Genomic DNA, 22,586 nt, shown 5'->3' with positions numbered 1-22,586 from the left:
CTATGCCACAGCCCGACGCGGTCGATGGAGGCGCGGGCGAAGCCGGCCGCAGCGGTGATCGCGTGCGTGCCGGTGCCGTGCGTGGGCGCGATGCGTGTTCGCGCGCATGGATCGGGGCTGCGCCGGAAATGTTTTTGTGCGCCGCAATGCGCGGACAGGGTAAAATGGCCGGGTCGAGCGCGCGCAGCGGGATTGGCCTGCGCGGTGCCTCGCTCCTCTCCCCACTTCCAGGCGACTACCGATGTTTTCCCTGCAAACCATCTTCGGCAAGGGCGATCTTTTCTATGGGCTGCTGGAGGCTGCGGCTGAGGCGGCGGTACAGAGCGCGGACGCGCTGCAGCGCCTGGTCCGGGACAAGGGGGCCGAGGCCACCCTGACCGACTTCAAGCTGGCGCGCGAGCGCGAGAAGGATGTTTCCGAGAAGATCAGCCAGGCCTTGGTCGACATCTTCATCACGCCGCTGGAGCGCGAGGACATCGAGGCGTTGGGCAATGCGATCTACCGCATCCCCAAGACGATCGAGAAATTCGCCGACCGTTACGCGCTGGCCGGCGAAAAGCTGCATCGGATCGATTTCGGCCCGCGCGCCGACATGCTCAAGGAAGCCGCCGAGCTGGTGCTGGAAATGGTCCGCCTGCTGCCCAAGATGCGTCTGGAAGAAACGAAGCGCCTGCATGATCGCCTGCGCAACGTCGAGGCCGAGGCCGACCGGCTGATGCTGGAGACTTATCGCGAGGTGTACTCGGGCATGCATGAGAGCCTGGAAATCCTCCTGATCAAGGACTTCTTCGAACTGCTGGAAAAGGCCATCGACCGCTGCCGCGAGGCCGGCGTGGTGTGCTACCAGATCGTCCTCAAGCATTCCTGAGGCCACCGTCGTGCTGACTCTGGTCCTCCTGGTGGTGCTGCTGGCGCTGGTGTTCGAGTACATCAACGGCTTTCACGACACCGCCAATTCCATCGCCACGGTGGTTGCCACCAAGGTGCTTTCCCCGACGCAGGCCATCGGCATGGCCGCGAGCATGAATCTCATCGGCGCGCTCGCCGGCACCGCGGTGGCCAAGACCATCGCCTCGGGCCTGATCGACGCGCAGGTGGTCGAGGTCACCTCGCAGGTGCTCATCTGCACGCTTTCCGGCGCGATCGTGTGGAACCTCATCACCTGGTACTTCGGGTTGCCCTCGTCCAGCTCGCATGCGCTCATCGGCGGCCTGTGCGGCGCGGCGCTGGGTGCCTCGCAGACCAACTGGAGCTCGATCATCTGGTCGATTCCGGCCGATCCGTGGTGGAAGGGCGGCGGCGTGCTGTGGAAGGTGATCGTGCCGATGGTCAGCTCCCCGGTGGCAGGATTCATCATGGGATTCCTGGTCATGGGGCTGCTTTTTGCCGTGATCGCCGCCATGGCGATGCACCGAGGTTGGCTGGGGCGGCTGGCGCGACCGCGCTGGGTCAACGGCTTCTTCGGCAAGGCCCAGATCGCCTCGGCCGGCTACATGGGCTTCGCGCACGGCATGAACGATGCGCAGAAGACCATGGGCATCATCGCCCTGGCCCTGGTGAGCGCGCAGTCGGCCGGCACCCTGGACAACCTGCCGGGCTGGCTGGCCTTCCTGCATCCCTCGCCCGAGGCGCTCGCACACGGGGATATCGACACCTGGATCAAGTTCGTCTGCGCCCTGACCATGGCCGCCGGCACCGCTGCGGGCGGCTGGCGCATCATCCGGACCATGGGTCACAAGATGGTCAAGCTGCACCCCATCCACGGCTTTGCCGCCGAGACCAGCGCTGCCACGGTCATCACCTTGGCCTCGAGCCTGGGCATTCCGGTTTCCACCACCCACAACATTTCCTCCGCCATCATGGGCGTGGGCAGCGCCAAGCGCCTGAATGCGGTGAAGTGGAGCGTGGTGGAGCGCATGATCTGGGCCTGGGTGCTGACCCTGCCGGCCGCCGGCGGGGTGGCCTACCTCATGATCGAACTGTTCCGCGTCCTGGGCTGGACCTGATGCCGTCGATCAGCCGCGTCCGTGCGGCAGCGTGCCGCTGCACGGATCAGGTGTCCGGCTGACGCCGCGCGGGTTCCGCCGCGGCGCGGTGATTCCGGATCGCGTTGAACAGCAGCCGATAGCTGCCGACGGTGCTGCCGCGCCAGACCGGGTTGATTGCGAACAGCAGCACGCTGCCTTTGCCGTGGCGCGCCTGGACCACCGCCGCGCGCTCGGCGATTTCGTTCGCCCCGTCCAGGAGGCCGGACACCAGCAGCTCGTCGGCCTGGGCAAAGCGCAGGATGACCTGCGGCCTGGCCGACTCCGGGATGGCCCAGTGGTTGTTGCGGCGCTGCTCCTCGTTGAGCGGCATCGGTTCCCAGGGCGCGTTGTCGGGCAGCGGATGCGCGTCCATGTACGCGCGCCCCTCGGGCACATCGACATCGTGCTTGCCGCCGCGCCCGGTCGGGCGTTCGAAGTCCTTGGCCCGCTGCGGGCCGCCCCAGCGCGATCCGCGCACGCGCCCGCCGGGGGTGGCGACATCGGCCACGTAGAACGACATGCCCTCGCTGCTGTAGACCGACAGCGGCGCATCGCGGTAGCCGCCGGCCACCGGATGCTTCATGTCCACGAAGTGCGAGCGCAGCACGCTGCCGACGATGCGCAGCTTCTCGGTGGGCGTGATGAATACGCCCGGTGCCAGTCCGACCTCGATCGCGAAGCGCGCGGTGTCCTCGGCGGTCACCAGCAGGCCGCCTTCGGCCACGAACTTCCGGAGGTTGGCCAGGCCCGTGTCGCCCATGCCGGGCCGCATGTCGTCGGTGGCGTCGATCCTGCCGATGTTGGGCGTGAGCGCGGTGGTCTTCCACGGCAGCGGCTGTCCCCACATCGGCATGCCGTCGATGATCTGGCGCGCGCTGGACAGCCCGGTCGGCGCGAACAGGATCACGTCGTAGCGCGCGCGCAGGTCGGGATCGGCGGTGATGTCCTGGGTGCTGATGTAGCTGTAGGGAACCTGCATCGCGTCCAGCTCCATCCGCCACCAGCCCTCGGTCTGGGTGCTGAGCCAGGTGTGCATCAGCGCGATGCGCGGCAGCGCCGCGGCGGCGCTCGGCGGCATGTCGATGCTGGCAAGGCCGGCGGGAACCACCGGGTCGGGCGCGCGGCGCATCGGCGCCGCGAGGATCGCGGGATCGGTGATCCGCGCGACCTCCAGGTCGAACAGGTCGCCCAGCGACCAGCCGGTGTCGTCGTAGGGCGTGTCGAACCTGCGGTCCTTGGGCGACCAGTACTGGCGGTCGAGCAGGGCGTCGGCGATGCGCGAGTAGGGCTGGTCCATGCGGATCACGTAGCTCCCGGCGGCGAGGCGCTGGCGGCCGGCCGAGGTGCCGGTGTCCTTGCCGGCCTCGTTCCTCTGCGGCGGGTTTTCCACGGTGATCGCGGATGAAAGCCGATGCACTTCGACGTGCTGGCGGCGCATGACTTCAAGCAGCCGCGCCTGCGCGCCCCTGCGCGACTCGTCCACCTCCATCACCCAGGCGGCGGGCCCCGAGGTGCGCGCCTTTTCCACCGAGCGCCGGCTCTTGAGATGGAAGTTGCGCAGGAAGCCGTCGGCGTTTTCCGCGAAGTAGTGCAGCGCGGTCAGCAGGCCCGTCTGCTGGTAGTTGTTGTTGTTGCGCGCCGACCAGAGCACCTTGGGGTAGGGCGGGTTGGGGCGGTACCAGGTGCGCGCGTATTCGTGCGGCTGCAGGATCCGCGGCAGCGTGTCGGCGCCGTCGTTGCCGTAGGTCTCGTACAGGCGGCTGATGCCGTTGTGGGTCGCCGCCATGAACATCAGGTAGCCGGGGCTCCAGGCGTCGAACTCGCCGTGCGTCCACACGCCCGGCAGGCCCATGCGCGTCATCTGCTGCACGTTGTCCCAGCCCAGCTGCTGCCATTCGCCCACCAGGATCGGATCGATCCAGGCGTTGTAGGGCCCGGTGCCGATGGTGTTGTCGTAGAGGAAGGCATAGGACTCGTGCAGGTCGTGGATGACCTGTGCGCCGAAGCCGACGTAGGTGTCGAGCACCATGCGGCTGGAGTTGAGCGTCATCGCCATGCCGTCGCGGTTGTTGTCGTGCGCGACGTACTTGCCCCAGTAGGCCAGCGGCGGATAGTTGCGGTCCGGGTGGGCCCGGTGCCAGTTGTAGATGTCGGTCTTGCGGTCGCGCCCGTCCACTTCGACCACCGGCGTGATCAGGGTGATGACGCGCGAGCGGATGCCGCGGATGTAGGGTGCTTCGTCGACCGCGAGGCGATAGCCCAGCTCCATCAGCGCGGTTGGCGAGCCGGTTTCGGTCGAGTGCAGCGCGCCGGTGATGTAGTAGACGGGAAGCGTCTGGCCGATCAGCGACTCGGCGGCATCGCCGCTGTCCAGCGTGCGCGGATCCGCGAGGCGCCGCAGGCGCGCCAGGTTGGCGTCGAGACCTGCGATCACCGCTTCGTCGGCGATGGCGATGGCGATGACTTCGCGCCCCTCCTCGCTGTGCCCGATGGTGAACACGCGAACCCGCGGGCTGGCCTGCTCCAGCGCGCGGAAATAGCGGTGCACCTCGGCCGAATAGGGCATGTAGCCTTCGGCACCGGCGATGTGGCCCAGCACGTCCAGCGGCGTCGGCACCGTGGCGGAGGCGGGAAGGTAATCGGTCAGCGGCGAGTTGAGCGTCGGGTCGGTAGTGAACTCGCCGATCAGCCGCGTATAGGTTTCGTCGATGGCCTGATCCGGCGCGCGTGCGAAGGCCGCTGCGGAGTCCACCGAAGCGCGCGACGGCGCGGCCAGCGCCAGACCCGCCCACAGCCACGCCACCATTGCTACCACGGGCAACACGCGCATCGCGTTTTCCTCACCATCGTCCGGCCGGGCCCAGAGTGGGCCATCGGATACCGCGTGCGAGGGTAATTGAAACCGCGGCCGGTGGGTCGAACGCACGTGGGGAGCGTGACGGCAGCCGCAGCTGTGCACGCAGATCAGCGCGCGCCGGGCTGCGTGCGGAAGCGCTGCACCAGCGCGGCGAGAGCCTCTGGCGTGCCGGCATCGGTCCAGTGGCCGGCGTGATGGCGTCCGCCGATCCGCCCGCGGCGCATCGCATGGCGCAGCAGCGGAGCCAGTCGAAACGCCGGGGGTGTGCCGCCCGTCTCGTGCGCCGCGAAGGCGGCACGCCAGCCGGCGAAGAGCGCCGGGTCAATGACGCCCACGCCCGCATAGGTGACCCCGCCACCGGTGTCCGGAGCCGGATGCAGTCGGCCGTGGCGGTCGAGCGCGAAGTCGCCCGCGCCATCCGGAGGATCGACCACGACCAGGTGCGCCAGGTCGCCTTCGGGCAGCGCCAGCGTGGAAAAATCCAGCGCGAGGTGGATGTCGCCGTTGACCAGCAGAAAAGGCGCGTCGCCCAGCAGCGGGAGCGCGTTGAGCAGGCCACCGCCGGTTTCCAGCCCGGTGCCGCCTTCCCAGGCATAGGTGATCGACAGGCCGTAACGCTCGCCGTTGCCCAGCGCCGCGGGAAACTGCTCGGCCAGCCAGGCGGTATTGATGATGACCTCGGTGATGCCCGCCTGCCTGAGCGCGCGCAGGTGCGATTCGATCAGCGGTTCGCCGCCGACGGGCAGCAGCGGCTTGGGGCAGGCATCGGTCTGCGGACGCAGGCGCAGGCCGCGGCCGGCCGCCAGGATCATGGCCTTCATGCCGGCAGCGCCATCGGCGTGATGCGTGGGAACACCCGCTGCGCCAGCAGCGCGTGCAGGTCGGCCAGTTCCGGATACTGCGGCAGCGTGTGGTCCAGATAGGCCAGGAAGCGGGGCGCATCGGCCAGGTAGCGCGGCTTGGCGTCGCGGTGCAGCAGCCGGGCGAAAATGCCCAGCACCTTGAGGTGGCGCTGCACGCCGATGAGGTCGAGATCGCGGCGGAATGCCTCGGGATCGGCGCGCGACAGTCCCGCATCGCGCGCTGCGTGATGGTAATCGCTGATCCAGCCGTTCACGCGCGCCTGCGGCCAGGAGACGAAGGCGTCCTTGGTGAGGCTCAGCACGTCGTAGGCCAGCGGGCCGCGCACGGCATCCTGGAAGTCCAGCACCGCCACGCCGTCGCCGGCGGGCATCAGGTTGCGCACGATGAAGTCGCGGTGCACGAGGCCCTGCGGCGGATTCCGGAAGGCAGCGACCAGCACGGCGCAGGCAGCCTGCCAGACGCGCTCTTCCGAAGGCGTGAGCGCGAGGCCCAGGTGACGCCCGAGGAACCACTCGGGGAAAAGCGCCAGTTCGCGCCGGACCAGGGCCTCGTCGTAGGCTGGAAAACCGTCCGGGAGCGCGATGCGCTGCAGCCGCACGAGCTGCTCGAAGGCGCGCCCGATCCAGCGGTCGGCGCTGTCCGCGTCGATCACCTGCAGCACGGTGTTGGCACCGAGGTCTTCCAGCAGCAGCCAGCCGTTTTCCGGATCCTGCGCCAGCACGCCGGGCACGCGCACGCCGCCCGTTCGCAGCCGCGCCTGCATCGCCAGCCAGGGCCGCACGTCCTCGCGATCGGGCGGCGAATCCATGACGATGCGCGGGCTGCCGTCGGCGGCGCGGGTGCGCCAGTAGCTGCGGAAGCCGGCGTCCGAGGAGGCGCGCTCGGGCACCGGAGCGGCTGGGCCGAGATGGGCGCGGGCAAACGCCAGGCGTTCGAGGTCGCGCGGCGCGGGCGTGGCCTCGCTCATCCCATCAGCTCGCGCACGTGCGCCACCGCGCACTCGCGCAGCGCGGCGAGGTCGTAGCCGCCTTCCAGGGTCGAGACGATCCGGCCGCGCGCGTGCCGCAGCGCGATGGCCAGCAGCTCGCGGGTGATCCAGGCGAAGTCGTCGGATTCCAGCTCCAGGTGCGCCAGCGGATCGGCGCGGTGCGCGTCGAATCCCGCCGAGACCAGCAGCAGCTCGGGCCGGAACGCGTCCAGCGCGGGCAGCAGCACGTCGCGCCAGGCGGCGCGGAACGCTGCCGAGCCCGAGGCCGGCGCCAGCAGCAGGTTGCGCACGTTGCCGACGCCGCGTTCGGCCGCCAGGCCGGTGTTCGGATACAGGCCGCGCTCGTGGCTGGACAGGTACATCACCCGCGGCTCGCTCTCGAAGCAGGCCTGGGTGCCGTTGCCGTGGTGCACGTCGAAATCGACGATGGCGACGCGCTCCAGACCGTGCGCCTCGATCGCATAGCGCGCCGCCACCGCCACCGAGTTGAACAGACAGAAGCCCATCGCGCGATCCGGCGTGGCGTGGTGGCCCGGCGGCCGCACCGCGCAGAAGGCGCGCTCGCACTGGCCCAGCATCACCGCGTCCACCGCGGCGCAGCCGGCCCCGGCGGCGCGCAGCGCGGCGACGGCGGAGTGGGCGTTCATGCCGGTGTCGCCGTCGAGCATCCGCGGCGCGTCGGCCGGCGCATCGAGGATGCGCGCGATGTGCGCGGCGGTGTGGACCAGGCCGAGCTGGGCGCGCGTCGCGCAGGGCGCCTCCACCCATTCGATGCCGCGCAGCCCGGCCGCGCGGATGGCTTCCAGAACGCCGGCCAGCCGCGCGGGCGACTCGGGATGGATGGCCGCATTCGCGTGCAGCAGGCAGTCCGGATGGCTGTAGATGCGCAGCGTGTCGAGCGTCTGGTGGATGGCGCCTACTCCGGTCGCAGTCCGTGCTGCCAGAGGCTCTCGCGGCCGCCGTCGGCGCGCGCCAGGACGCGGGAAAGCACGAAGAGGTAGTCGGAAAGCCGGTTCACGAAGGCCAGCGCCTGCGGCCGCACCTGCTCCTGCCGCGACAGCGCCACTACCGCCCGTTCGGCGCGGCGGCAGGCGGTGCGCGCCACGTGGCAGTGCGCCGCCGCCGGACTGCCGCCGGGAAGGATGAATTCCTTGAGCGGAGGCAGGGCGGCGTTGAGCTCGTCAAGGCGCTGCTCCAGCCACGTCACGTCGCGTTCGTCGATCGCGGCGCGGCCGGGGATGCACAGCTCCCCGCCCAGGTCGAACAGGGCGTGCTGGACGCCGACCAGGTCCTCGCGCGCGACCTCGGGCAGCGCGTGCGCCAGCACCACGCCGATCTGCGCGTTGGTTTCGTCCAGCGCGCCCAGCGCCTCGATCCTCGCGCCGTCCTTGGGCACGCGCGAGCCGTCGCCCAGGCCGGTGGTGCCGGCGTCGCCGGTGCGCGTGTAGATCTTCGAGAGACGGTTGCCCATGGCGCCCCGGCCGCTCAGCCGGCGTGCGAGGCGGTGGCCGACGGGCGCGCCGCCGCCAGCGCCGTCGCGTGCAGTACCGCGGCGCCGGCCACGTACATCGCGGTGGTGCGCAGGAAGGCCAGGTACCAGTGCCCCATGTTGGCGAACCAGCCGCCCAGGCTGCGCTGCGCGTCGGCGCCGCCCCAGGAGTCGGAGAGCCAGTAGAAGCTGCCGTTGGAGAGCACATAGCACAGGCTCACCGAGACCAGCAGCGCCAGCGCGAGCTGGCCCAGCGAGCGCCACCGCAGTCCCGGGCGGCGCGCCGCCAGCCAGGCGCCGCCCAGCCACAGCGACAGATAGGCCGGCAGCAGGAACCAGTACGCCGGCGAGACGCAGTAGTGGCCGAGGAAGTCGATGCCCGCCGCGGCGATGGCGTACCAGTCGGCCAGGAATGCGATCGCGATCAGCGTCGGGAACGCCCAGCGCCACTGCGCCTTGAGATAGAAGCCGCCGGCGAAGAAAACCGCCCAGGATGCGTCCGGGATCGCGGCGAAGTGGTGGATGCGGGTTGCCGCCATCACGAGGGCGAGCAGGCCGAACAGGGCGATGGCGCGGGTGGAGCGTGTTGACATGGCGGGCGTCGCGTGGAATGGGAGAAGGGTCGGTCGATTGTAGCCCAGCCGCAGCGCCATCGCGTTTCGCGATTTCCAAGCTGCTAGGCTTGCGCCGCCTTCGACTCAAGGGAGCCGCGAACAGGCCATGAACCCACACCATCCTGCCTGGCGTCAGGCGATCGAGTCCGCCTGGGAGCGGCGCGCCGCGCTTGCGTCCGAAGAGATCGAGGACGTGCGTCCGCTGGTGGATGCCGTCCTTGGCGACATCGAGCGCGGCGCGCTGCGCATCGCCGAACCCTCCGCCTCGGGCTGGCGGGTGAACGAGTGGCTCAAGAAGGCCGTGCTGCTGTCGTTCCGGGTGAACGACAGCGCGCTGATGGATGCCGCGCCGGCGCCGTTCTGGGACAAGGTGCCGCTGCGCTTCGCCGGATTCGACGAGGCGGCCTTCCGCGGCGTCGGCGCGCGCGTGGTGCCCGGCGCGGTGGTGCGGCGCGGCGCGCACGTCGGGCGCGACGTGGTGCTGATGCCCAGCTTCGTCAACATCGGCGCCCACGTCGGCGCGGGGACGATGGTCGACACCTGGGCCACGGTCGGCTCCTGCGCCCAGATCGGCGCGCGCTGCCATCTTTCCGGCGGCGTCGGCATCGGCGGGGTGCTGGAGCCGCTGCAGGCCGCGCCCACCATCATCGAGGACGACTGCTTCATCGGCGCGCGTTCGGAGGTGGTGGAGGGCGTGGTGGTGGAGGCCGGCAGCGTGATCGGGATGGGCGTCTTCCTCGGCCAGTCCACGAAGATCTACGACCGCGCCAGCGGCGAAATCAGCTACGGCCGCGTGCCCGCGGGCAGCGTGGTGGTGGCCGGCGCGCTGCCGGCCGCCGACGGCAGCCACTCGCTCTACTGCGCGGTGATCGTCAAGAAGGTCGACGCGCGCACCCGCGCCAAGACCTCGATCAACGAACTTCTGCGGAGCGAGGCATGAGCGTTCGACTGTACGGACTGGCCAACTGCGACACCTGCCGCAAGGCGCGCAGCTGGCTGGCGCGGTTTTCCATCGAACACGAGTTCACCGACTACCGCGACGAGCGCATCGACCCGGCGGTGCTCACGCAGTGGGCCGAGCAGCTCGGCGGCTGGGACGCGCTCATCAACCGCGCCTCGACGACGTGGCGCAATCTCCCGCCCAATCGCAAGCAGCCCGGCTCGGACGCCGAATGGAGGCTGCTGCTGAAGGAGTACCCGCAGCTCATCAAGCGCCCGGTGACGGTCACCGGAGACGGCGTCGTGTCGGTGGGTTTCAAGGACGCGCTCTACAAGAAGCGCTTCGGCGTCTGACCGCCGTGTCGGCCGTCCTCGACCTCAGCTGTGAGCTGATCCGCCGGGTTTCGGTCACGCCCGAGGACGCCGGCTGCCAGGATCTCGTCGCCGCGCGCCTGGAATCCGCCGGTTTTTCCATCACCCGGCTGCCGTTCGGCAGCGTGCGCAACCTGTGGGCCACGCACGGCCACGGCGCGCCGGTGCTGTGCTTCCTCGGCCATACCGACGTGGTGCCCAGCGGTCCGGTCGCCGCCTGGCGCTCGCCGCCCTTCGAACCGCAGGTCCGCGACGGACGACTGTACGGGCGCGGCGCGGCCGACATGAAGGGCGCGGTCGCGGCCATGGTGCTGGCGCTGGAAGACTTCGTGCGGACCGATCCCGATCATCCGGGCACGGTGGCGCTGCTGCTGACCTCGGACGAAGAAGGCGATGCCATCGACGGCGTGCGCCGGGTCGCGCAGCATTTTCGCGAAACCGGCCAGCGCATCGACGCCTGCGTGGTGGGCGAGCCCACCGCCAGCCGGGCGCTGGGCGACACCGTCCGCATCGGTCGGCGAGGCTCGCTCACCGGCACCTTGAGCGTACGCGGCGTGCAGGGCCACGTGGCCTATCCGCAGCTGGCGGACAATCCCGTGCATCGCGCGCTGCCGGCGCTGGCCGCGCTTGCCGCACGGCGCTGGGACGAGGGCGACGCCGACTTCCCGCCGACCAGCTTCCAGATCGCCAATCTCCACGCGGGCACGGGCGCGAGCAACGTCATTCCGGGGGAGCTGGAGGTGCAGTTCAACCTGCGCTACGGGCCGCGCTGGAGCGCGCAGGCGCTGATCGATGCCATCGAAGCCACCCTGCGCGCCCACGCGCTGGATTTTTCGATCCGCTGGCACCGCTCCGGCGATCCTTTCCATACCGGAGATGGCGCGCTGCGCCGGGTGGTGCGTGCCGCCATCGCCGAGGTCAGCGGCCGGGTGCCGCGGGAAGACACCGCCGGCGGAACCTCCGACGGGCGCTTCATCGCCCCGCTCGGCGCGCAGGTGGTGGAAGTGGGTCCGGTCAATGCCAGCATCCACAAGGTCGACGAGAACGTGCCGCTGGCCGACCTCGACGCGCTGCCGGCGCTGTATCTGGCGATTGCGCGGCGGATGCTGGCGCGCGCGTGAATGCGGCGTGCGGATTGGCCTCGCGCGGCCGCAGCGGCGAGTGAAACCTGCGGCGGGATGCCTGCATCGGAAAAGAAGCCCATACTTGCGGCACCGACCCGCGCTGCGGTGCCGGGTTCATCCGGCCGCGTGATGCACGCGGCACCATCCGCCGCCCGACACCGGGCCTCCGCAGGAGACGCGACATGCTGCCTTCCAGGATGCGAGTTGAGGAATTCACCACGCCCGATCCCGTGACCGTCGCCGAAACGACCGCCATCGGGGAGCTGCGCGAACTGATGGATCAGCACGGCGTCCGGCACCTGCCGGTACGGCGCGATGGCGAGGTGGTGGGCGTGATCAGCGAGCGCGACGTGCGCCTGGTGCAGGGGCTGAGCCTGGACGAGCAGCTCCAGATCCGCGCCCAGGATCTGATGGCCGACGACCTCTTTGTCGTGCATGCGTCGACCCTGCTCGATGAGGTGGCGATGGAGATGGTCAGCCGTAGGGTCGGCAGCGCCATCGTGCGCGACGAAGATGGCGACTTCCTCGGCATCTTCACCCTGACCGATGCCCTCAACGCCCTGGTCGAAGTCGTGCGCAACGAGTCGCGCAACTGGTGATCGGGTCGCGCGAGGCCGCCTGACCGGTTCCGGCCGTCGGGCACTGGCTTGAGCGGCTCCGGATGCGGCAGGAACCAAGCCGCTGGCTTGCCGGCCGCGGGACGGGCGCGCCGGTTGCTGGCATGATCGGCGCTGCTTCCCGTGCGCCTCGCGAATGGAGGATGAAATGCGTCGATCCCTGGCCTTTCCCCGCCGCCTGAAGCCGGCGCTGCTGGCCGTCGCGCTGGTGGTGCTGGTTCCAGCCTGCGGCAACGGGGCACCTGCGCCGTCCACCGGGGAGCCAGCCGCGGCTCCGGTCCGGCCCCAGGGCGTCAGCGCACCGCACGGCGCGCCCGCACCGGCGGTCGCATCGCGCGTCGAGGTCACCGAAGTGGCCTCGGGGCTGGAGGTGCCCTGGGCGCTGGCTTTCCTGCCGGACGGGCGGATGCTGGTGACCGAGCGCGTCGGTCGGCTGCGGCATGTTTCGCCTGATGGCACGCTGTCCGAACCCATCGCAGGCGTGCCCGAGGTCTGGGCGAACGGGCAGGGCGGCCTGCTCGACGTGGCGCTCGCGCCCGATTTCGAACAAAGCCGGATGATCTACCTGAGCTATGCCGAAGGCGGCGGGGAAGGCGGTCGCGCCGGCACCGCGCTCGGGCGCGGGCGGCTGGAGGGCGATCGCATCGCGGACTGGCAGGTGATCTTCCGGCAGGAGCCCAAGCTCTCCCAGGGCGGGCACTTCGGCTCGCGCATCGTGTTCGATGGGCAGGGCCATCTGTACCTGGCGCTTGGGGAAAACAACGAGCGTCCCACCTCGCAGAAGCTCGACCACCTGCAGGGCAAGGTGGTGCGCCTGAACCTCGACGGCAGCGTGCCTTCCGACAATCCCTTCGTCGGGCGCGAGGATGCGCGTCCGGAAATCTGGTCCTACGGCCACCGCAACCAGCAGGGCGCGGCGCTGCATCCGGCCACCGGCTTTTTGTGGACCAGCGAGCACGGGCCGCGCGGTGGCGATGAGGTCAATATTCCGCAGCCCGGCAAAAACTACGGCTGGCCGCTGGCGACCTGGGGCATCAACTATTCCGGCCAGCCGATTCCCGAGGCCATCGGAACCAGCGCGCCGGGCACCGAGCAGCCGCACTACTACTTCGAGCGTTCGCCGGCGCTTTCGGGGATGGCGTTCTACACCGCCGAGCGTTTTCCGGCCTGGCAGGGCAGCCTGTTCCTGGGCGGGCTGGCCAGCACCGACCTGATCCGCCTGGCGCTGGACGAGGACGGACGCGTCGTATCGGAGGAGCGGCTTCTCACCGAGCGCAAGCCGCGCCTGCGCGACGTGCGGCAGGGGCCGGACGGCTACCTCTACGTGCTGTCTGAAACCGAGGGCAAGATCCTGCGCATCGGGCTCGCGGGCGGGCCCTGATTCACGCGCCGGATGCGCCGTCGAGCGGTGCCGGATAGCGCCGCCCGTCGCGCAGCGGGCGGAAGCAGTCGCCGTCGAAGAATCCCGGTGCCTGCTGGCCGTCGGCCCATCCGGGAATTCCCGCCAGCGGCAGCGGGCGCAGCTCCTGCGGATCGGCAAGCGCCACGCCTGCCGAGATGGCCGCGGCGAGGCGTTCCTGCCAGTTTTCCGGATCGCCGCCGCACAGCACCAGGCACTTGGCGGTAGGCAGGCGCTCGGGAACCAGTGCGTGTTCGAGCAGGGCGTGGCCGAAGATGCGCACGCGCAGCGCGCCGCCGGCAAAGGCCGCGCGCTGGCCGAAGAAGGCCGGCCAGTCGTGCGCATCCCACGCCGCCAGCAGGTCGGGTTGCGCGGCCCAGACCACTGCGCCGGCCTCGTCGAAATGGGTCAGCGCACACTGCGCCCGGCTGCGCTGGCGCGGGCCGTGGCGCGCGACCTCGGCAACCTGGCGGGCGTTGAGCGCGCGCTTGATGGGTGCGTGCATGGCCCAGATCAGCGCGTTGAACAAGTCGTGCCAGTTCTCGGCTCGCGTCGCCACCGTGCCAAGCGCGTGGATGCGGGTTTCATAGTGCTCCCCGTCGCCGAGCAGCGCATCGTCCTGCTGTATGAAACGCACGCCGGCTTCGCGCGAGAGCAACTCGTCCAGGTGGCTGATCGTGGGCCAGTTCGGGCCGGACAGCAGCGCCCGGTGGCGCGCGCAGCCGGCAAAGACCGGATGCGCGAAGACGCGCGCATCCAGCGATGCGCGCGCCGGTGCCCGGAACCTGTTGCGCGCCACGCTCGATCAGCCTTGTGATCGACGCGCCGCCGGGCGGGGTTCAGCCGGGCAGATAGTCGTCCGCATCGTCAGGCAGCTCCACACAGCCGTAGAGGTCGTGCTCGTCGCTGCCCAGGATGTGCACCTGGGCGAACTGGCCGGGCTTGAGGCCAGCCTCGAAGCCGTCCTGGATCTGCACGATGCCGTCGATTTCCGGCGCATCGGCCATGGATCGCGCGTAGGCGAGGTCGCCGTCGATGGCGTCCACCAGCACGGTCTGCACGCTGCCGATCTTGCGTTCGAGTTTTTCCGCGCTGATCTGTGCCTGTCGCTGCATGAAGCGCGCCAGGCGCTCCTGCTTCACGTCCTCGGGCACGGGATCGGGCAGGGCGTTGGCCGACGCGCCTTCCACCGGCGAATAGGCGAAGGCACCGACGCGATCGAGCTGCGCCTCATCGAGGAAATCCAGAAGCTCCTCGAACTCGGCCTCGGTCTCGCCGGGGAAGCCGACGATGAAGGTGCTGCGCACGGTGAGATCCGGGCACGCGGCGCGCCAGCGCTGGATCCGCTCCAGGGTCTTCTCCACCGCGCCGGGGCGCTTCATCAGCCTGAGGATGCGCGGGCTGGCGTGCTGGAAGGGAATGTCGAGATAGGGCAAGAGGTGCGGCGTGCCGTCGGCGTGGCGGCGGGTCATCAGCTCGACGATGTCGTCGACGTGCGGATAGGGATAGACGTAGTGCAGTCGGTTCCATACGCCAAGCTCGGCCAGCCCTTCGCACAGCGCCTTCATGCGCGTGGCGTGGAAACGGTTGTTCCAGAGGCGCTCGGCGTAGCGCAGGTCCACGCCGTAGGCGCTGGTGTCCTGCGACACGACCAGCAGTTCCCGCACGCCGCCGCGTACCAGTTTCTCCGCCTCGCGCAGCACCTCGTCCACCGGGCGGCTGACCAGGTCGCCGCGCATCGAGGGAATGATGCAGAAGCTGCAGCGGTGGTTGCAGCCTTCGGAAATCTTCAGGTAGGCAAAATGCTTCGGGGTGAGCTTGACGCCGTAGTCGGGCAGCAGGTCGACGAAGGGATCGTGCGTCGGCGGCACGGCGGTGTGTACCGCGTCCATCACGCTGGCGTAGTCCTGCGGGCCGCTGATCGCCAGCACGTCCGGGTGCGCCTCGCGGATCTTTTCCGGGCGCTTGCCCAGGCAGCCGGTGACGATCACCCGGCCGTTCTCGGTGAGCGCCTCGCCGATGGTGTCGAGCGACTCCTGCACTGCAGAATCGATGAAGCCGCAGGTGTTGACCACCACCACGTCGGCGGCCTCGTAGCTGCCGACGATGTCGTAGCCCTCCACCCGAAGCTGGGTGAGGATGCGTTCGGAGTCGACCAGCGCCTTCGGGCAGCCGAGCGAGATGAATCCGACCTTGGGTTGGCTGGCGGGCATGGGCACGGCGCGCTGGGAAGGGCCGCGGATTATACGCGGCGCGCGGTGCCGCTTGCCTGCGGCAGCGGTTGGCGCTATCACTTTTGCCGGGCGCGCCGCGGTGGCGCGTGCGACGGAGAGCGACATGGCCCCGGTTACCCTGGACACCGGCTTCGGACTGATCGGCGGCTATCGCAGCGATCCACCCGATCGCCCGCGCGGCGGGCTGGTCGTGGTGCACGAGATTTACGGGATGAACAGCCACATCCGCGCGGTCGCCGACCACTTTGCGGTGCACGGCTACGTGGCGCTGGCACCGGTGATGTTCGACCTGGTCGCCCGCGACGTGCAGCTGGGTTTCGATGCGGAGAGCACGGCGCGCGCCCGCGAGCTGGCCGCAGCGGTCGGCTTCGAGCGCGCTGTGTGCGTCGTGGAAACCGCCGCCGGGTCGCTGTCCGATACCGTGGAAAACGTCGGTGTGGTCGGTTTTTCCTGGGGTGCCACCGTGGCCTACCTGGCCAACGCCCGGCTCGGCCTGCCGGCGGTGTGCTACTACGGCGGGCGCACCGTGCCTTTTCTGGGCGAGCGCCCCAAGGCACCGCTGATGCTGCACTTCGGCGAACACGATCCGCTGACCCCGCCGGCCGACATCGAGGCCCATCGCGAGGCGCTGCCGGACGCCTTCATCCACCTTTACGACGCCGGCCACGGATTCAACTGCGAAACGCGCGCGGATTACGTCGAGGCTGCCGCGCTTGAAGCGCAGCGGCGCACCGTGCAGTTCTTCACCCGATTCCTGCAGCCGTGAGTGAGGCCGGCTTCGCCCTGCACCCGCGCCTGGCGGCCGATGCCGTGCCGGTGGCGGAGCTTGCGCTGTGCCGGGTGCTGCTGATGGACGACGCGCGCTGGCCCTGGCTGATCCTGGTGCCGCGCCGCGCGGGGATGCGCGAGCTGGTCGATCTTTCCCGCGCCGACCGGCTGGCGCTGGTCGACGAGATCGATTGCGCCTCGCGCGCGCTGCAAACCCTGTTTTCCCCCGACAAGCTCAACGTCGCGGCGCTGGGCAACGTGGTCGAGCAGCTGCATATCCACGTCGTCGCGCGGTTCCGCGACGATCCGGCCTGGCCAGCGCCGGTGTGGGGCTTTCAACCCGGAGAGCGGCGCGCGGTCGGTCAGCGCGAAACGCGGATCGCCGAGCTGCGGCAGGCGCTGGAACTGCCTGCCGCAACCGGGGAGTGACGGCGGTGCCGCTCGACTGATCCCGCGGATATCGCCCTGTCGGGATTACTCGAAGCCGTCCTTGAAGATGTCGATCTCCAGTTCTGGTGCGTAATAGGCCACCCGCACGCCGCAGAACTGCACGCTGCCGTCGGTGACGCTTCCCAGAGAGACGTCGATGTTGATCGGTTCTGCGATGTGATCAACGGTGTAGTTCATTTCCCCGCTCAGCGCCGAGCTATACCCTCCGATATTGGAGCCTGAAACAAAGCCGTGATCGGTGATTCCACCGACCATGTTGTAGGTGGTGAAATAGGCGGTCGGTGTGTTTGCGGTCGAGGTGTTGCGGTAGTACAGGCGCACGTACTTCACCAGCGAGCCTTGGGGCAGCAGCAGCTTGTGATGGAAGGTCCGCGTACCGGTGCCCGATGGCTGAATACAGCCGGCACCGTAATATGTGTACGAACCGGGCGTCGAGACGGAGTGGAAGGTGGAGCCCGCCAGCCATCGGTAGGAAAATGTGGGAGTTCCCTCGGTACCGCTGGGCGCGTCCGGTGCATCGACAGCGAGGATGCTGGTCGCCGCGTCGGGCTGCGCCATTGCGCAGGGAGCGGCCAGAAGCAGAGCGCTCGCCAGACAAAGTAGCGGCAAGCGTTGCAGGGTTCGGCTCCGATCGGATGCCGTGGTCTTGACGGTCGTCATGACGGCGCTCCTCACGGCATGGAATAAAATACGCGGAACCCGCAGATACGCGTGCCTGTGCCGGTGTTGGCGATCAGCACATACGAATAGTTGACGTTGTCGACCACCTCGGCCGTGCCCAATCCATCGTAACGGTCTGCGTAGCCCGTGGCGTGGGGCATGGAGACACTCAAGAGATCGGAGATGTCGCCGAGCCCGTTGTACCGTGTGACCCAGCTATGGACGGAACCCGTGGCGGCGTTGTCGTAATAGTAGGTGCGCACGCCGAGCAGGGTGCTTCCGTGCGGGAGCTGCAGGTCGGTGGTCAGCGCGGAGCTCACGGTCGTGCATCCGGCTCCCGGGTAGCTGACGGTGGTCGTGCTGTCGCGCGGAGTGAGGGCCGAACCGGCGATGAACAGATAGTGGTAGCTCAGCTCCGGTGCCAGGCTGGAAGCCGGCTCCAGATCCGATTCCAGATCGTTGGCGTACTGCGGCATCGATGGGCTGGTGCCATCGAGGATGCCGTCGCTGGAGGCGGCGAAGGCGCTGCTCGCGCCCAGCAGCAGGGCGATGGAGAGCGCGAGGCTCGTGGATGTCTTCAACATGATGGTTCTCCCGGGTTTTAGGATGCTCATGGCCAATGGGTGGCCGTTGGCGTCGCCGGGGCGGCCTGCGTCGGCGGTATTCCCGCCCCCTGAAGACGCAAGACGCGGCCATTGACGCCGCTGTCCGGCCAAGGCCGGAGGAACGCCGCCGCGCGCCTGGTCGCGGATCGACCCGTGGTCCGGTCGGCGGTGTTCCGTACAGCGATACGGAGCGTGGCACGAAATCAGGACATCCGTCACGCTTTTCTTCCGTACGGCCGCGCACGCGAGCGCGCTCCCCGGAGCGCGGGTGCGGTGCGGGGGGACGGTGACTTCAGTGGAACGGCAGGGGCTTTTCTGCGTTTGGAGCGGCGCGCATGAAGAAATCGTGCAGGTACTTCTCGCCCTTGTCGTCGAGGATGGTGACGATGGTCTCAAGCTCGGGGAATCGCTCGCGCAGCTGGCGGGCAGCGAGCAGGTGGGCACCCGAGCTCGGCCCGCAGAAGAGGCCGTGGGTGCGCGCCAGTCTGCGCATTTCGGCCACCGCATCCTCGCTGGCCACGCTTACCGTGTTCCGGCCCACCAGGTCGCGGTGGCGCTGGAAGATGCCCGGCACGAACCCGTCGGAAATGCCCTCGATCCGGTGCAGGGCGACCTCGCCGCACAGGATGGTGCGCGACTCGGAGGGCTCCATCGCGAACAGGCGCACGTTCGGATTCACCGCGCGCAGCGCCTCGCCCACGCCGATCAGGGTGCCGCCGGTGCCCACGCCGTGCACGAAGGCGTCGGGCACCCGTCCCTCGGGCAGCTGGCGCAGGATTTCCTGTCCCAGCCACTCGCGGTTTTCCTCCACGTTCCACTCGTTCTCGAACTGGCCGGGGAAGAAAAAGCCCGGCTGCCGGCCCAGCGCGCGGGCGCGCTCCAGGGCCTCGTTGACGTGGAAGTTGCCGCAGAACAGGACGTCGGCACCGTAGGCGCGCGAGATCGCCACGCGCTCGGTGGAAAGCCCCTCGGGCATCACCACGATCATGCGGTAGCCCTTGACCGCCGCCACCATGGCAAAGGCGTTGCCGGTGTTGCCGCTGGTGGCCTCCACGATGGTGTCGCCGGGCTTGAGCAGGCCCTCGCGCTCGGCGCGTTCGACGATGTAGTGGGCGATGCGCGCCTTGATCGATCCGGAAGGATTGAGGAACTCGCACTTGGCGAAGATGCCGTCGATCTCCAGCATGGGCGTGTCGCCGATGGCGTCGAGGATGCTGGAGGATAGGATGGGATAGCGCATGGCCATGGTCGGTCTCCCGGGAGGATGCACCAGTCTCGCCCGCGATGCGAATGGTTCCCATGACCCAGGTCAAACAGGAGTGATCCGGTACTTTTTCAATCCGGCGGTGTGGCCCGCAGCATCAAGCTGAACCGTTGCCCGCAGCGGCGACCTTCGGCATGGCCGGCGCGCGCCGCCGCGAACCTACCATCCGTTTTTTTCGACCGGGAGCTTCGCGCGTGAGCCATCGCCTGTTTTTCCACCTGCTCGGGATGCTGTGCCTGTTGCCCGGGCTCCCTCTCGCCCACGCCGCGCCGGCCGCCGATGAAGCCCCGGCCGCCGAACAGGCCCCGGCGCGCGAGGACGCCATCGTGCTCGAAACTCTGGTGGTGAGCGGCAAGATGCCCGGCCCCGGGCTGTGGAAGGTGAGCCGCGATGGCCACGTCATGTGGATCCTCGGCACGGTGCAGCCGGTGGCACGGCGCATGGAGTGGGAGTCGGACGAGGTGGCCGGGCGCGTCGCCGCGGCGGAAAAGGTGCTGATGCCGCCGCGGGTGAAGTTCGATCTGGGCATCGGCAAGTTCCGCCAGCTGTTGCTGCTGCCGAGGATGCTGGGCGCGCGCAAGAATCCGGAAGGCGAGCGGCTGAAGGACAAGGTGGCGAGTGATGACTACGCGCGCTGGCTGGTGCTCAAGGAGCGCTACCTGGGGCGCGACCGCAAGGTCGAGACGTTCCGCCCGGTGTTTGCGGCCAGCGAGCTCAATGCGGCGGCGCTGAAGAAGAGCGGACTGCAGTATCGCGGCGTGGTGTCACCGCTGATCGAAAAGGTCGCCAGGCAGCACGGCATCGAGATCGAACGGCCGCGGCTGGAAGTCCGGATCGACGATCCGAAGGGCGCGATCCGCGATTTCCGCAAGGCCGAAATCGACGACGCGGAGTGCTTCCACCAGATGCTCGATCATCTGGAAAACGACCTCAACAACATGCGCATCCGCGCCAACGCCTGGGCGCGCGGCGATCTTTTGACCCTGCGGGAAGTCACTTTCACCAACCCCAGCCAGGCCTGTCTCGAAGCGGTTTTCGAATCGCGCTTTGCGAAAGAGCAGGGCATCCATGATCTGGGCGAACGGCTGGATGCAATGTGGCTGGAGCACGCGCAGGCCATCATCGCCGGGCACGAAACCAGCTTCGCGGCGCTGCCGATGGGCAATCTTCTGGGCGAGAAGGGCCAGCTGGCCGCGCTGGCGGCACGCGGCTACACCGTCGAAGCTCCGTAGCTTGACGCCGCCGCGGCCGGTGCGTGCCGGCTGCGGTGGCGGTGCCGTCGCTCAGTCGATCAGCGCATCCCAGCCCGGGCGCGGCGCGAAGCGGTCGCCGTAGCGGCCGGCGAGCTGTTCCAGGCGCTGCTTGAGACGCGCCGCCCCTTCGTTGCGGATGTGCTGGATCGGGCCGCCGCGGAAGGGTGCAAATCCGGTACCGAAAATGACGCCGGCATCGAGCAGGTCCGCGTCGGCCACGGTGCCATCGGCCAGGCAAGCCACGGCCTCGTTGAGCAGCCGCAGCACGAGGCGATCGGCGAGATCGTCGGGCGCGCGGTAGTCCTTCGGCAGCTCGGGCTTGAGCGGTTTGCCGTCCTGCCATTCGTACAGGCCGCGGCCGTCCTTCTTGCCGCGTGCGTTCGGCTCGAAGGCGAAATCCGGCGCGGGTTGGCCGTGGAACTCGGCCATGATTTTTCCCACGCTCGCGGCTACGTCCAGACCCACGGTATCCACCAGTTCGATCGGCCCCATCGGCATGCCGAAGTCGAGCGCGGCCTTGTCGATGGCGCGGCCCGGGATGCCCTCGCGGAAGGCGATGATGGCCTCCTCCATGTAGGGCGCAAGGATGCGGTTGACCAGGAAGCCGGGCGTGCCGGCGACCGGGACCGGGAGCTTGTCGATGGCCTTGCAGAACGCCGCCAGGCGACGCTCGGTGTCCTGCGAGATGCCGGCGTGCCGGACGATTTCCACCAGCGGCATCAGCGCCACCGGATTGAAGTAGTGCAGGCCGGCGAAGTTGTCGGCGTGGGACATGCCTTCGCACAGGTCGTCGAGCGCCAGCGAGCTGGTGTTGGAGACCAGCAGCGCCTCGGGCTTGAGCCGCGTCACGAGTTCGGCATACAGCGCCCGCTTGGCCTCAAGGTTCTCGAAGATCGCCTCGATCACGAGATCCGCCTTGGCAACGCCCGCGCCTTCGACATCGGCCACCAGCCGCGCGGCGGTGGCGGCGCGCTTGTCCTCGCGCTTCACCTTCTTCTCGAACAGGGCCGCGGCGCGATCCAGCGCCGGCTGGATGAACTTCATCTCGCGGTCCTGCAGCGTGACGCTGAAGCCGCGCAGCGCGCACCAGGCCGCGATGTCGCCGCCCATCACGCCGGCCCCGACCACGTGGACGTGCTCGATCCCGTGCTCCTTGCCGCCCAGGCCCTTGAGCCGCTCCATCAGGAAGAACACCCGGATCAGGTTGCGCGCGGTCTGGCCGCCGGCCAGTTTCACCACCGCGCGGGCCTCGGACTTCAAGCGCGCATCGGTGCTGCCGCCGCCGCGTTTCCAGGTATCGATCAGCGCATAGGGCGCGGGATAGTGCGCCTTCTTCGCCTTGCGCGACACCTGCTTGACCAGCATCGGTGCGAGCACCTGGCGCGTCGGCCACAGGTTGGTGGCCCAGGCCAGCGCGCGCTGCCTGAGCGGGCGCGTGGTGCCGCGCTGGACGAGCTCGATGGCCGCATCCAGCAGCATCGCAGGTTCCACCACCTTGTCCAGCAGGCCGATGGCGCGCGCGTTGGCGGCCGAAAGTGCGCGGCCGGTGAGCATCATGTCCATCGCGGCGGGCGTTCCCACCAGCCGCGGCAGGCGCACTGAACCGCCCCATCCGGGGAAGATGCCGAGCTTGACTTCCGGCAGGCCGATGCGGGTGGATTCGGCGCTGGACGCGACGCGATAGCGGCAGGCCAGGGAAAGCTCGGTGCCGCCGCCCATGCAGTGGCCGTGGATCGCCGCCGCCGTCGGGCAGGGCAGGCGGTTGAGGCGCTCGAACACGCGTTGGCCGCGGCGGATCGCATCCATCACCGTGCCCTTGGCGTCGTACTCCTGGAATTCCTTGAGGTCGGCACCGGCAATGAATCCGGCCTCCTTGCCCGAGCGGATCACCACCGCCTTGGGCTTGCCGATCTCGATGCGCTCGATGAGGGCGTCCAGTTCGTCCAGTACCGCTTGCGACAGCGCGTTGACCGGCGCGTCGGCGCGGTCGAGGGTGAGCACGAGCACGCCGTCGGCGCGCTGCTCGGTGGCCCAGTGGCGAAAACGCAGTCCGTCGAACATG

22 protein-coding genes are annotated in these 22,586 nt (G+C 69.1%); 10 read left to right on the top strand and 12 right to left on the bottom strand.

What is annotated here, in order from left to right:
- Positions 1–241 precede the first annotated feature (241 nt).
- Together WB794_RS03200 and WB794_RS03195 are read left to right on the top strand one after the other, a co-directional pair.
- The gene (locus WB794_RS03200; RefSeq protein ID WP_337334399.1) at positions 242–868 is read left to right on the top strand and encodes a DUF47 domain-containing protein; all 627 of its coding nucleotides are present in this window, start codon (positions 242–244) and stop codon (positions 866–868) included.
- A gap of 10 nt (positions 869–878) precedes the next feature.
- A complete protein-coding gene (locus WB794_RS03195; RefSeq protein ID WP_337334398.1) occupies positions 879–2,006 on the top strand; it encodes an inorganic phosphate transporter in 1,128 nt (375 codons plus the stop codon).
- Between the two features lie 46 nt (positions 2,007–2,052).
- Here WB794_RS03195 and WB794_RS03190 read toward each other — a convergent pair whose 3' ends face one another.
- The 6 genes from WB794_RS03190 to WB794_RS03165 form a co-directional block, all read right to left on the bottom strand.
- The gene (locus tag WB794_RS03190; protein ID WP_337334397.1) at positions 2,053–4,857 is read right to left on the bottom strand and encodes a M14 family zinc carboxypeptidase; all 2,805 of its coding nucleotides are present in this window, start codon (positions 4,855–4,857) and stop codon (positions 2,053–2,055) included.
- A 134-nt stretch (positions 4,858–4,991) separates the two neighbouring features.
- Positions 4,992–5,705 carry a nucleotidyltransferase family protein gene (locus WB794_RS03185; protein WP_337334396.1) on the bottom strand — a complete coding sequence of 238 codons (714 nt, stop codon included), beginning with the start codon at positions 5,703–5,705 and terminating at the stop codon, positions 4,992–4,994.
- Positions 5,702–6,715 carry an aminoglycoside phosphotransferase family protein gene (locus WB794_RS03180; RefSeq protein ID WP_337334395.1) on the bottom strand — a complete coding sequence of 338 codons (1,014 nt, stop codon included), beginning with the start codon at positions 6,713–6,715 and terminating at the stop codon, positions 5,702–5,704. Before WB794_RS03180 ends, WB794_RS03185 begins: the two co-directional genes overlap by 4 nt.
- Complete coding sequence (locus tag WB794_RS03175) at positions 6,712–7,626, bottom strand: histone deacetylase family protein (protein WP_337334488.1); 915 nt, start codon at positions 7,624–7,626, stop codon at positions 6,712–6,714. Before WB794_RS03175 ends, WB794_RS03180 begins: the two co-directional genes overlap by 4 nt.
- Before the next feature lie 26 nt (positions 7,627–7,652).
- Positions 7,653–8,207 (bottom strand): cob(I)yrinic acid a,c-diamide adenosyltransferase, encoded by a 555-nt coding sequence (locus tag WB794_RS03170; protein ID WP_337334394.1) that lies wholly within the window; start codon positions 8,205–8,207, stop codon positions 7,653–7,655.
- Between the two features lie 14 nt (positions 8,208–8,221).
- Positions 8,222–8,818 carry a hypothetical protein gene (locus WB794_RS03165; RefSeq protein ID WP_337334393.1) on the bottom strand — a complete coding sequence of 199 codons (597 nt, stop codon included), beginning with the start codon at positions 8,816–8,818 and terminating at the stop codon, positions 8,222–8,224.
- Between the two features lie 58 nt (positions 8,819–8,876).
- On the opposite strand from WB794_RS03165, the gene dapD reads away from it, so the two are divergent.
- From dapD to WB794_RS03140, 5 genes are all read left to right on the top strand, one after another.
- Complete coding sequence (dapD, locus tag WB794_RS03160; RefSeq protein WP_337334487.1) at positions 8,877–9,779, top strand: 2,3,4,5-tetrahydropyridine-2,6-dicarboxylate N-succinyltransferase; 903 nt, start codon at positions 8,877–8,879, stop codon at positions 9,777–9,779.
- Complete coding sequence (locus WB794_RS03155) at positions 9,776–10,132, top strand: Spx/MgsR family RNA polymerase-binding regulatory protein (RefSeq protein ID WP_337334392.1); 357 nt, start codon at positions 9,776–9,778, stop codon at positions 10,130–10,132. Before dapD ends, WB794_RS03155 begins: the two co-directional genes overlap by 4 nt.
- Before the next feature lie 5 nt (positions 10,133–10,137).
- Complete coding sequence (gene dapE / locus WB794_RS03150; RefSeq protein ID WP_337334391.1) at positions 10,138–11,271, top strand: succinyl-diaminopimelate desuccinylase; 1,134 nt, start codon at positions 10,138–10,140, stop codon at positions 11,269–11,271.
- A 185-nt stretch (positions 11,272–11,456) separates the two neighbouring features.
- On the top strand, positions 11,457–11,873 hold the full coding sequence (locus tag WB794_RS03145) for a CBS domain-containing protein (RefSeq protein ID WP_337334390.1): 417 nt from the start codon (positions 11,457–11,459) through the stop codon (positions 11,871–11,873).
- A gap of 166 nt (positions 11,874–12,039) precedes the next feature.
- Positions 12,040–13,272 carry a PQQ-dependent sugar dehydrogenase gene (locus WB794_RS03140; RefSeq protein WP_337334389.1) on the top strand — a complete coding sequence of 411 codons (1,233 nt, stop codon included), beginning with the start codon at positions 12,040–12,042 and terminating at the stop codon, positions 13,270–13,272.
- Position 13,273: 1 nt separating this feature from the next.
- Here WB794_RS03140 and WB794_RS03135 read toward each other — a convergent pair whose 3' ends face one another.
- Positions 13,274–14,089 carry a DUF3025 domain-containing protein gene (locus WB794_RS03135; RefSeq protein WP_337334388.1) on the bottom strand — a complete coding sequence of 272 codons (816 nt, stop codon included), beginning with the start codon at positions 14,087–14,089 and terminating at the stop codon, positions 13,274–13,276.
- 40 nt (positions 14,090–14,129) lie between these two features.
- A complete protein-coding gene (gene rimO / locus WB794_RS03130; protein WP_337334387.1) occupies positions 14,130–15,503 on the bottom strand; it encodes a 30S ribosomal protein S12 methylthiotransferase RimO in 1,374 nt (457 codons plus the stop codon).
- 124 nt (positions 15,504–15,627) lie between these two features.
- Between rimO and WB794_RS03125 the strand changes: the two genes are divergently transcribed.
- Together WB794_RS03125 and WB794_RS03120 are read left to right on the top strand one after the other, a co-directional pair.
- Positions 15,628–16,290, top strand: coding sequence for a dienelactone hydrolase family protein (locus WB794_RS03125; RefSeq protein WP_337334386.1), 663 nt, complete (start codon positions 15,628–15,630; stop codon positions 16,288–16,290).
- The gene (locus tag WB794_RS03120) at positions 16,287–16,721 is read left to right on the top strand and encodes an HIT domain-containing protein (RefSeq protein WP_337334385.1); all 435 of its coding nucleotides are present in this window, start codon (positions 16,287–16,289) and stop codon (positions 16,719–16,721) included. The genes WB794_RS03125 and WB794_RS03120 overlap by 4 nt, the downstream gene beginning before the upstream one ends.
- Before the next feature lie 45 nt (positions 16,722–16,766).
- Here the strand turns inward: WB794_RS03120 and WB794_RS03115 are convergent, their stop codons facing one another.
- The 3 genes from WB794_RS03115 to WB794_RS03105 all read right to left on the bottom strand — a co-directional run bounded on the left by WB794_RS03115 (position 16,767) and on the right by WB794_RS03105 (position 19,253).
- Positions 16,767–17,402, bottom strand: a complete 636-nt coding sequence (locus WB794_RS03115; protein ID WP_337334384.1) for a hypothetical protein — start codon at positions 17,400–17,402, stop codon at positions 16,767–16,769.
- A gap of 11 nt (positions 17,403–17,413) precedes the next feature.
- Entirely contained in the window at positions 17,414–17,986 is a 573-nt protein-coding gene (locus WB794_RS03110) for a hypothetical protein (protein WP_337334383.1), read from the bottom strand.
- 313 nt (positions 17,987–18,299) lie between these two features.
- Complete coding sequence (locus WB794_RS03105; protein ID WP_337334382.1) at positions 18,300–19,253, bottom strand: PLP-dependent cysteine synthase family protein; 954 nt, start codon at positions 19,251–19,253, stop codon at positions 18,300–18,302.
- A 212-nt stretch (positions 19,254–19,465) separates the two neighbouring features.
- Between WB794_RS03105 and WB794_RS03100 the strand changes: the two genes are divergently transcribed.
- Positions 19,466–20,503: a TraB/GumN family protein gene (locus tag WB794_RS03100; protein WP_337334381.1), complete on the top strand. Its 1,038-nt coding sequence runs from the start codon at positions 19,466–19,468 to the stop codon at positions 20,501–20,503.
- A gap of 51 nt (positions 20,504–20,554) precedes the next feature.
- On the opposite strand, the gene WB794_RS03095 is transcribed toward WB794_RS03100, so the two are convergent.
- A complete protein-coding gene (locus tag WB794_RS03095) occupies positions 20,555–22,585 on the bottom strand; it encodes a 3-hydroxyacyl-CoA dehydrogenase NAD-binding domain-containing protein (RefSeq protein ID WP_337334380.1) in 2,031 nt (676 codons plus the stop codon).
- Position 22,586: the final 1 nt, after the last annotated feature.

The sequence above is a fragment of the Denitratimonas tolerans genome (assembly GCF_037203605.1).
Classification (GTDB): domain Bacteria; phylum Pseudomonadota; class Gammaproteobacteria; order Xanthomonadales; family Xanthomonadaceae; genus Denitratimonas; species Denitratimonas tolerans.
Note: the sequence above shows the minus strand (reverse complement) of the source record. Positions and strands in the feature narration are given on the sequence as shown.

Excerpts from the sequence above, each read along its gene's own strand:
- WB794_RS03185 (WP_337334396.1), bottom strand. The coding sequence starts at position 5,705 with ATGAAGGCCATGATCCTGGCGGCCGGCCGCGGCCTGCGCCTGCGTCCG.
- WB794_RS03125 (WP_337334386.1), top strand. The coding sequence starts at position 15,628 with ATGGCCCCGGTTACCCTGGACACCGGCTTCGGACTGATCGGCGGCTAT.
- WB794_RS03095 (WP_337334380.1), bottom strand. The coding sequence starts at position 22,585 with ATGTTCGACGGACTGCGTTTTCGCCACTGGGCCACCGAGCAGCGCGCC.
- WB794_RS03190 (WP_337334397.1), bottom strand. The coding sequence starts at position 4,857 with ATGCGCGTGTTGCCCGTGGTAGCAATGGTGGCGTGGCTGTGGGCGGGT.
- WB794_RS03140 (WP_337334389.1), top strand. The coding sequence starts at position 12,040 with ATGCGTCGATCCCTGGCCTTTCCCCGCCGCCTGAAGCCGGCGCTGCTG.
- WB794_RS03105 (WP_337334382.1), bottom strand. The coding sequence starts at position 19,253 with ATGGCCATGCGCTATCCCATCCTATCCTCCAGCATCCTCGACGCCATC.
- WB794_RS03180 (WP_337334395.1), bottom strand. The coding sequence starts at position 6,715 with ATGAGCGAGGCCACGCCCGCGCCGCGCGACCTCGAACGCCTGGCGTTT.
- WB794_RS03165 (WP_337334393.1), bottom strand. The coding sequence starts at position 8,818 with ATGTCAACACGCTCCACCCGCGCCATCGCCCTGTTCGGCCTGCTCGCC.
- WB794_RS03145 (WP_337334390.1), top strand. The coding sequence starts at position 11,457 with ATGCTGCCTTCCAGGATGCGAGTTGAGGAATTCACCACGCCCGATCCC.
- WB794_RS03170 (WP_337334394.1), bottom strand. The coding sequence starts at position 8,207 with ATGGGCAACCGTCTCTCGAAGATCTACACGCGCACCGGCGACGCCGGC.
- WB794_RS03155 (WP_337334392.1), top strand. The coding sequence starts at position 9,776 with ATGAGCGTTCGACTGTACGGACTGGCCAACTGCGACACCTGCCGCAAG.
- rimO (WP_337334387.1), bottom strand. The coding sequence starts at position 15,503 with ATGCCCGCCAGCCAACCCAAGGTCGGATTCATCTCGCTCGGCTGCCCG.
- WB794_RS03200 (WP_337334399.1), top strand. The coding sequence starts at position 242 with ATGTTTTCCCTGCAAACCATCTTCGGCAAGGGCGATCTTTTCTATGGG.
- WB794_RS03115 (WP_337334384.1), bottom strand. The coding sequence starts at position 17,402 with ATGACGACCGTCAAGACCACGGCATCCGATCGGAGCCGAACCCTGCAA.
- WB794_RS03110 (WP_337334383.1), bottom strand. The coding sequence starts at position 17,986 with ATGTTGAAGACATCCACGAGCCTCGCGCTCTCCATCGCCCTGCTGCTG.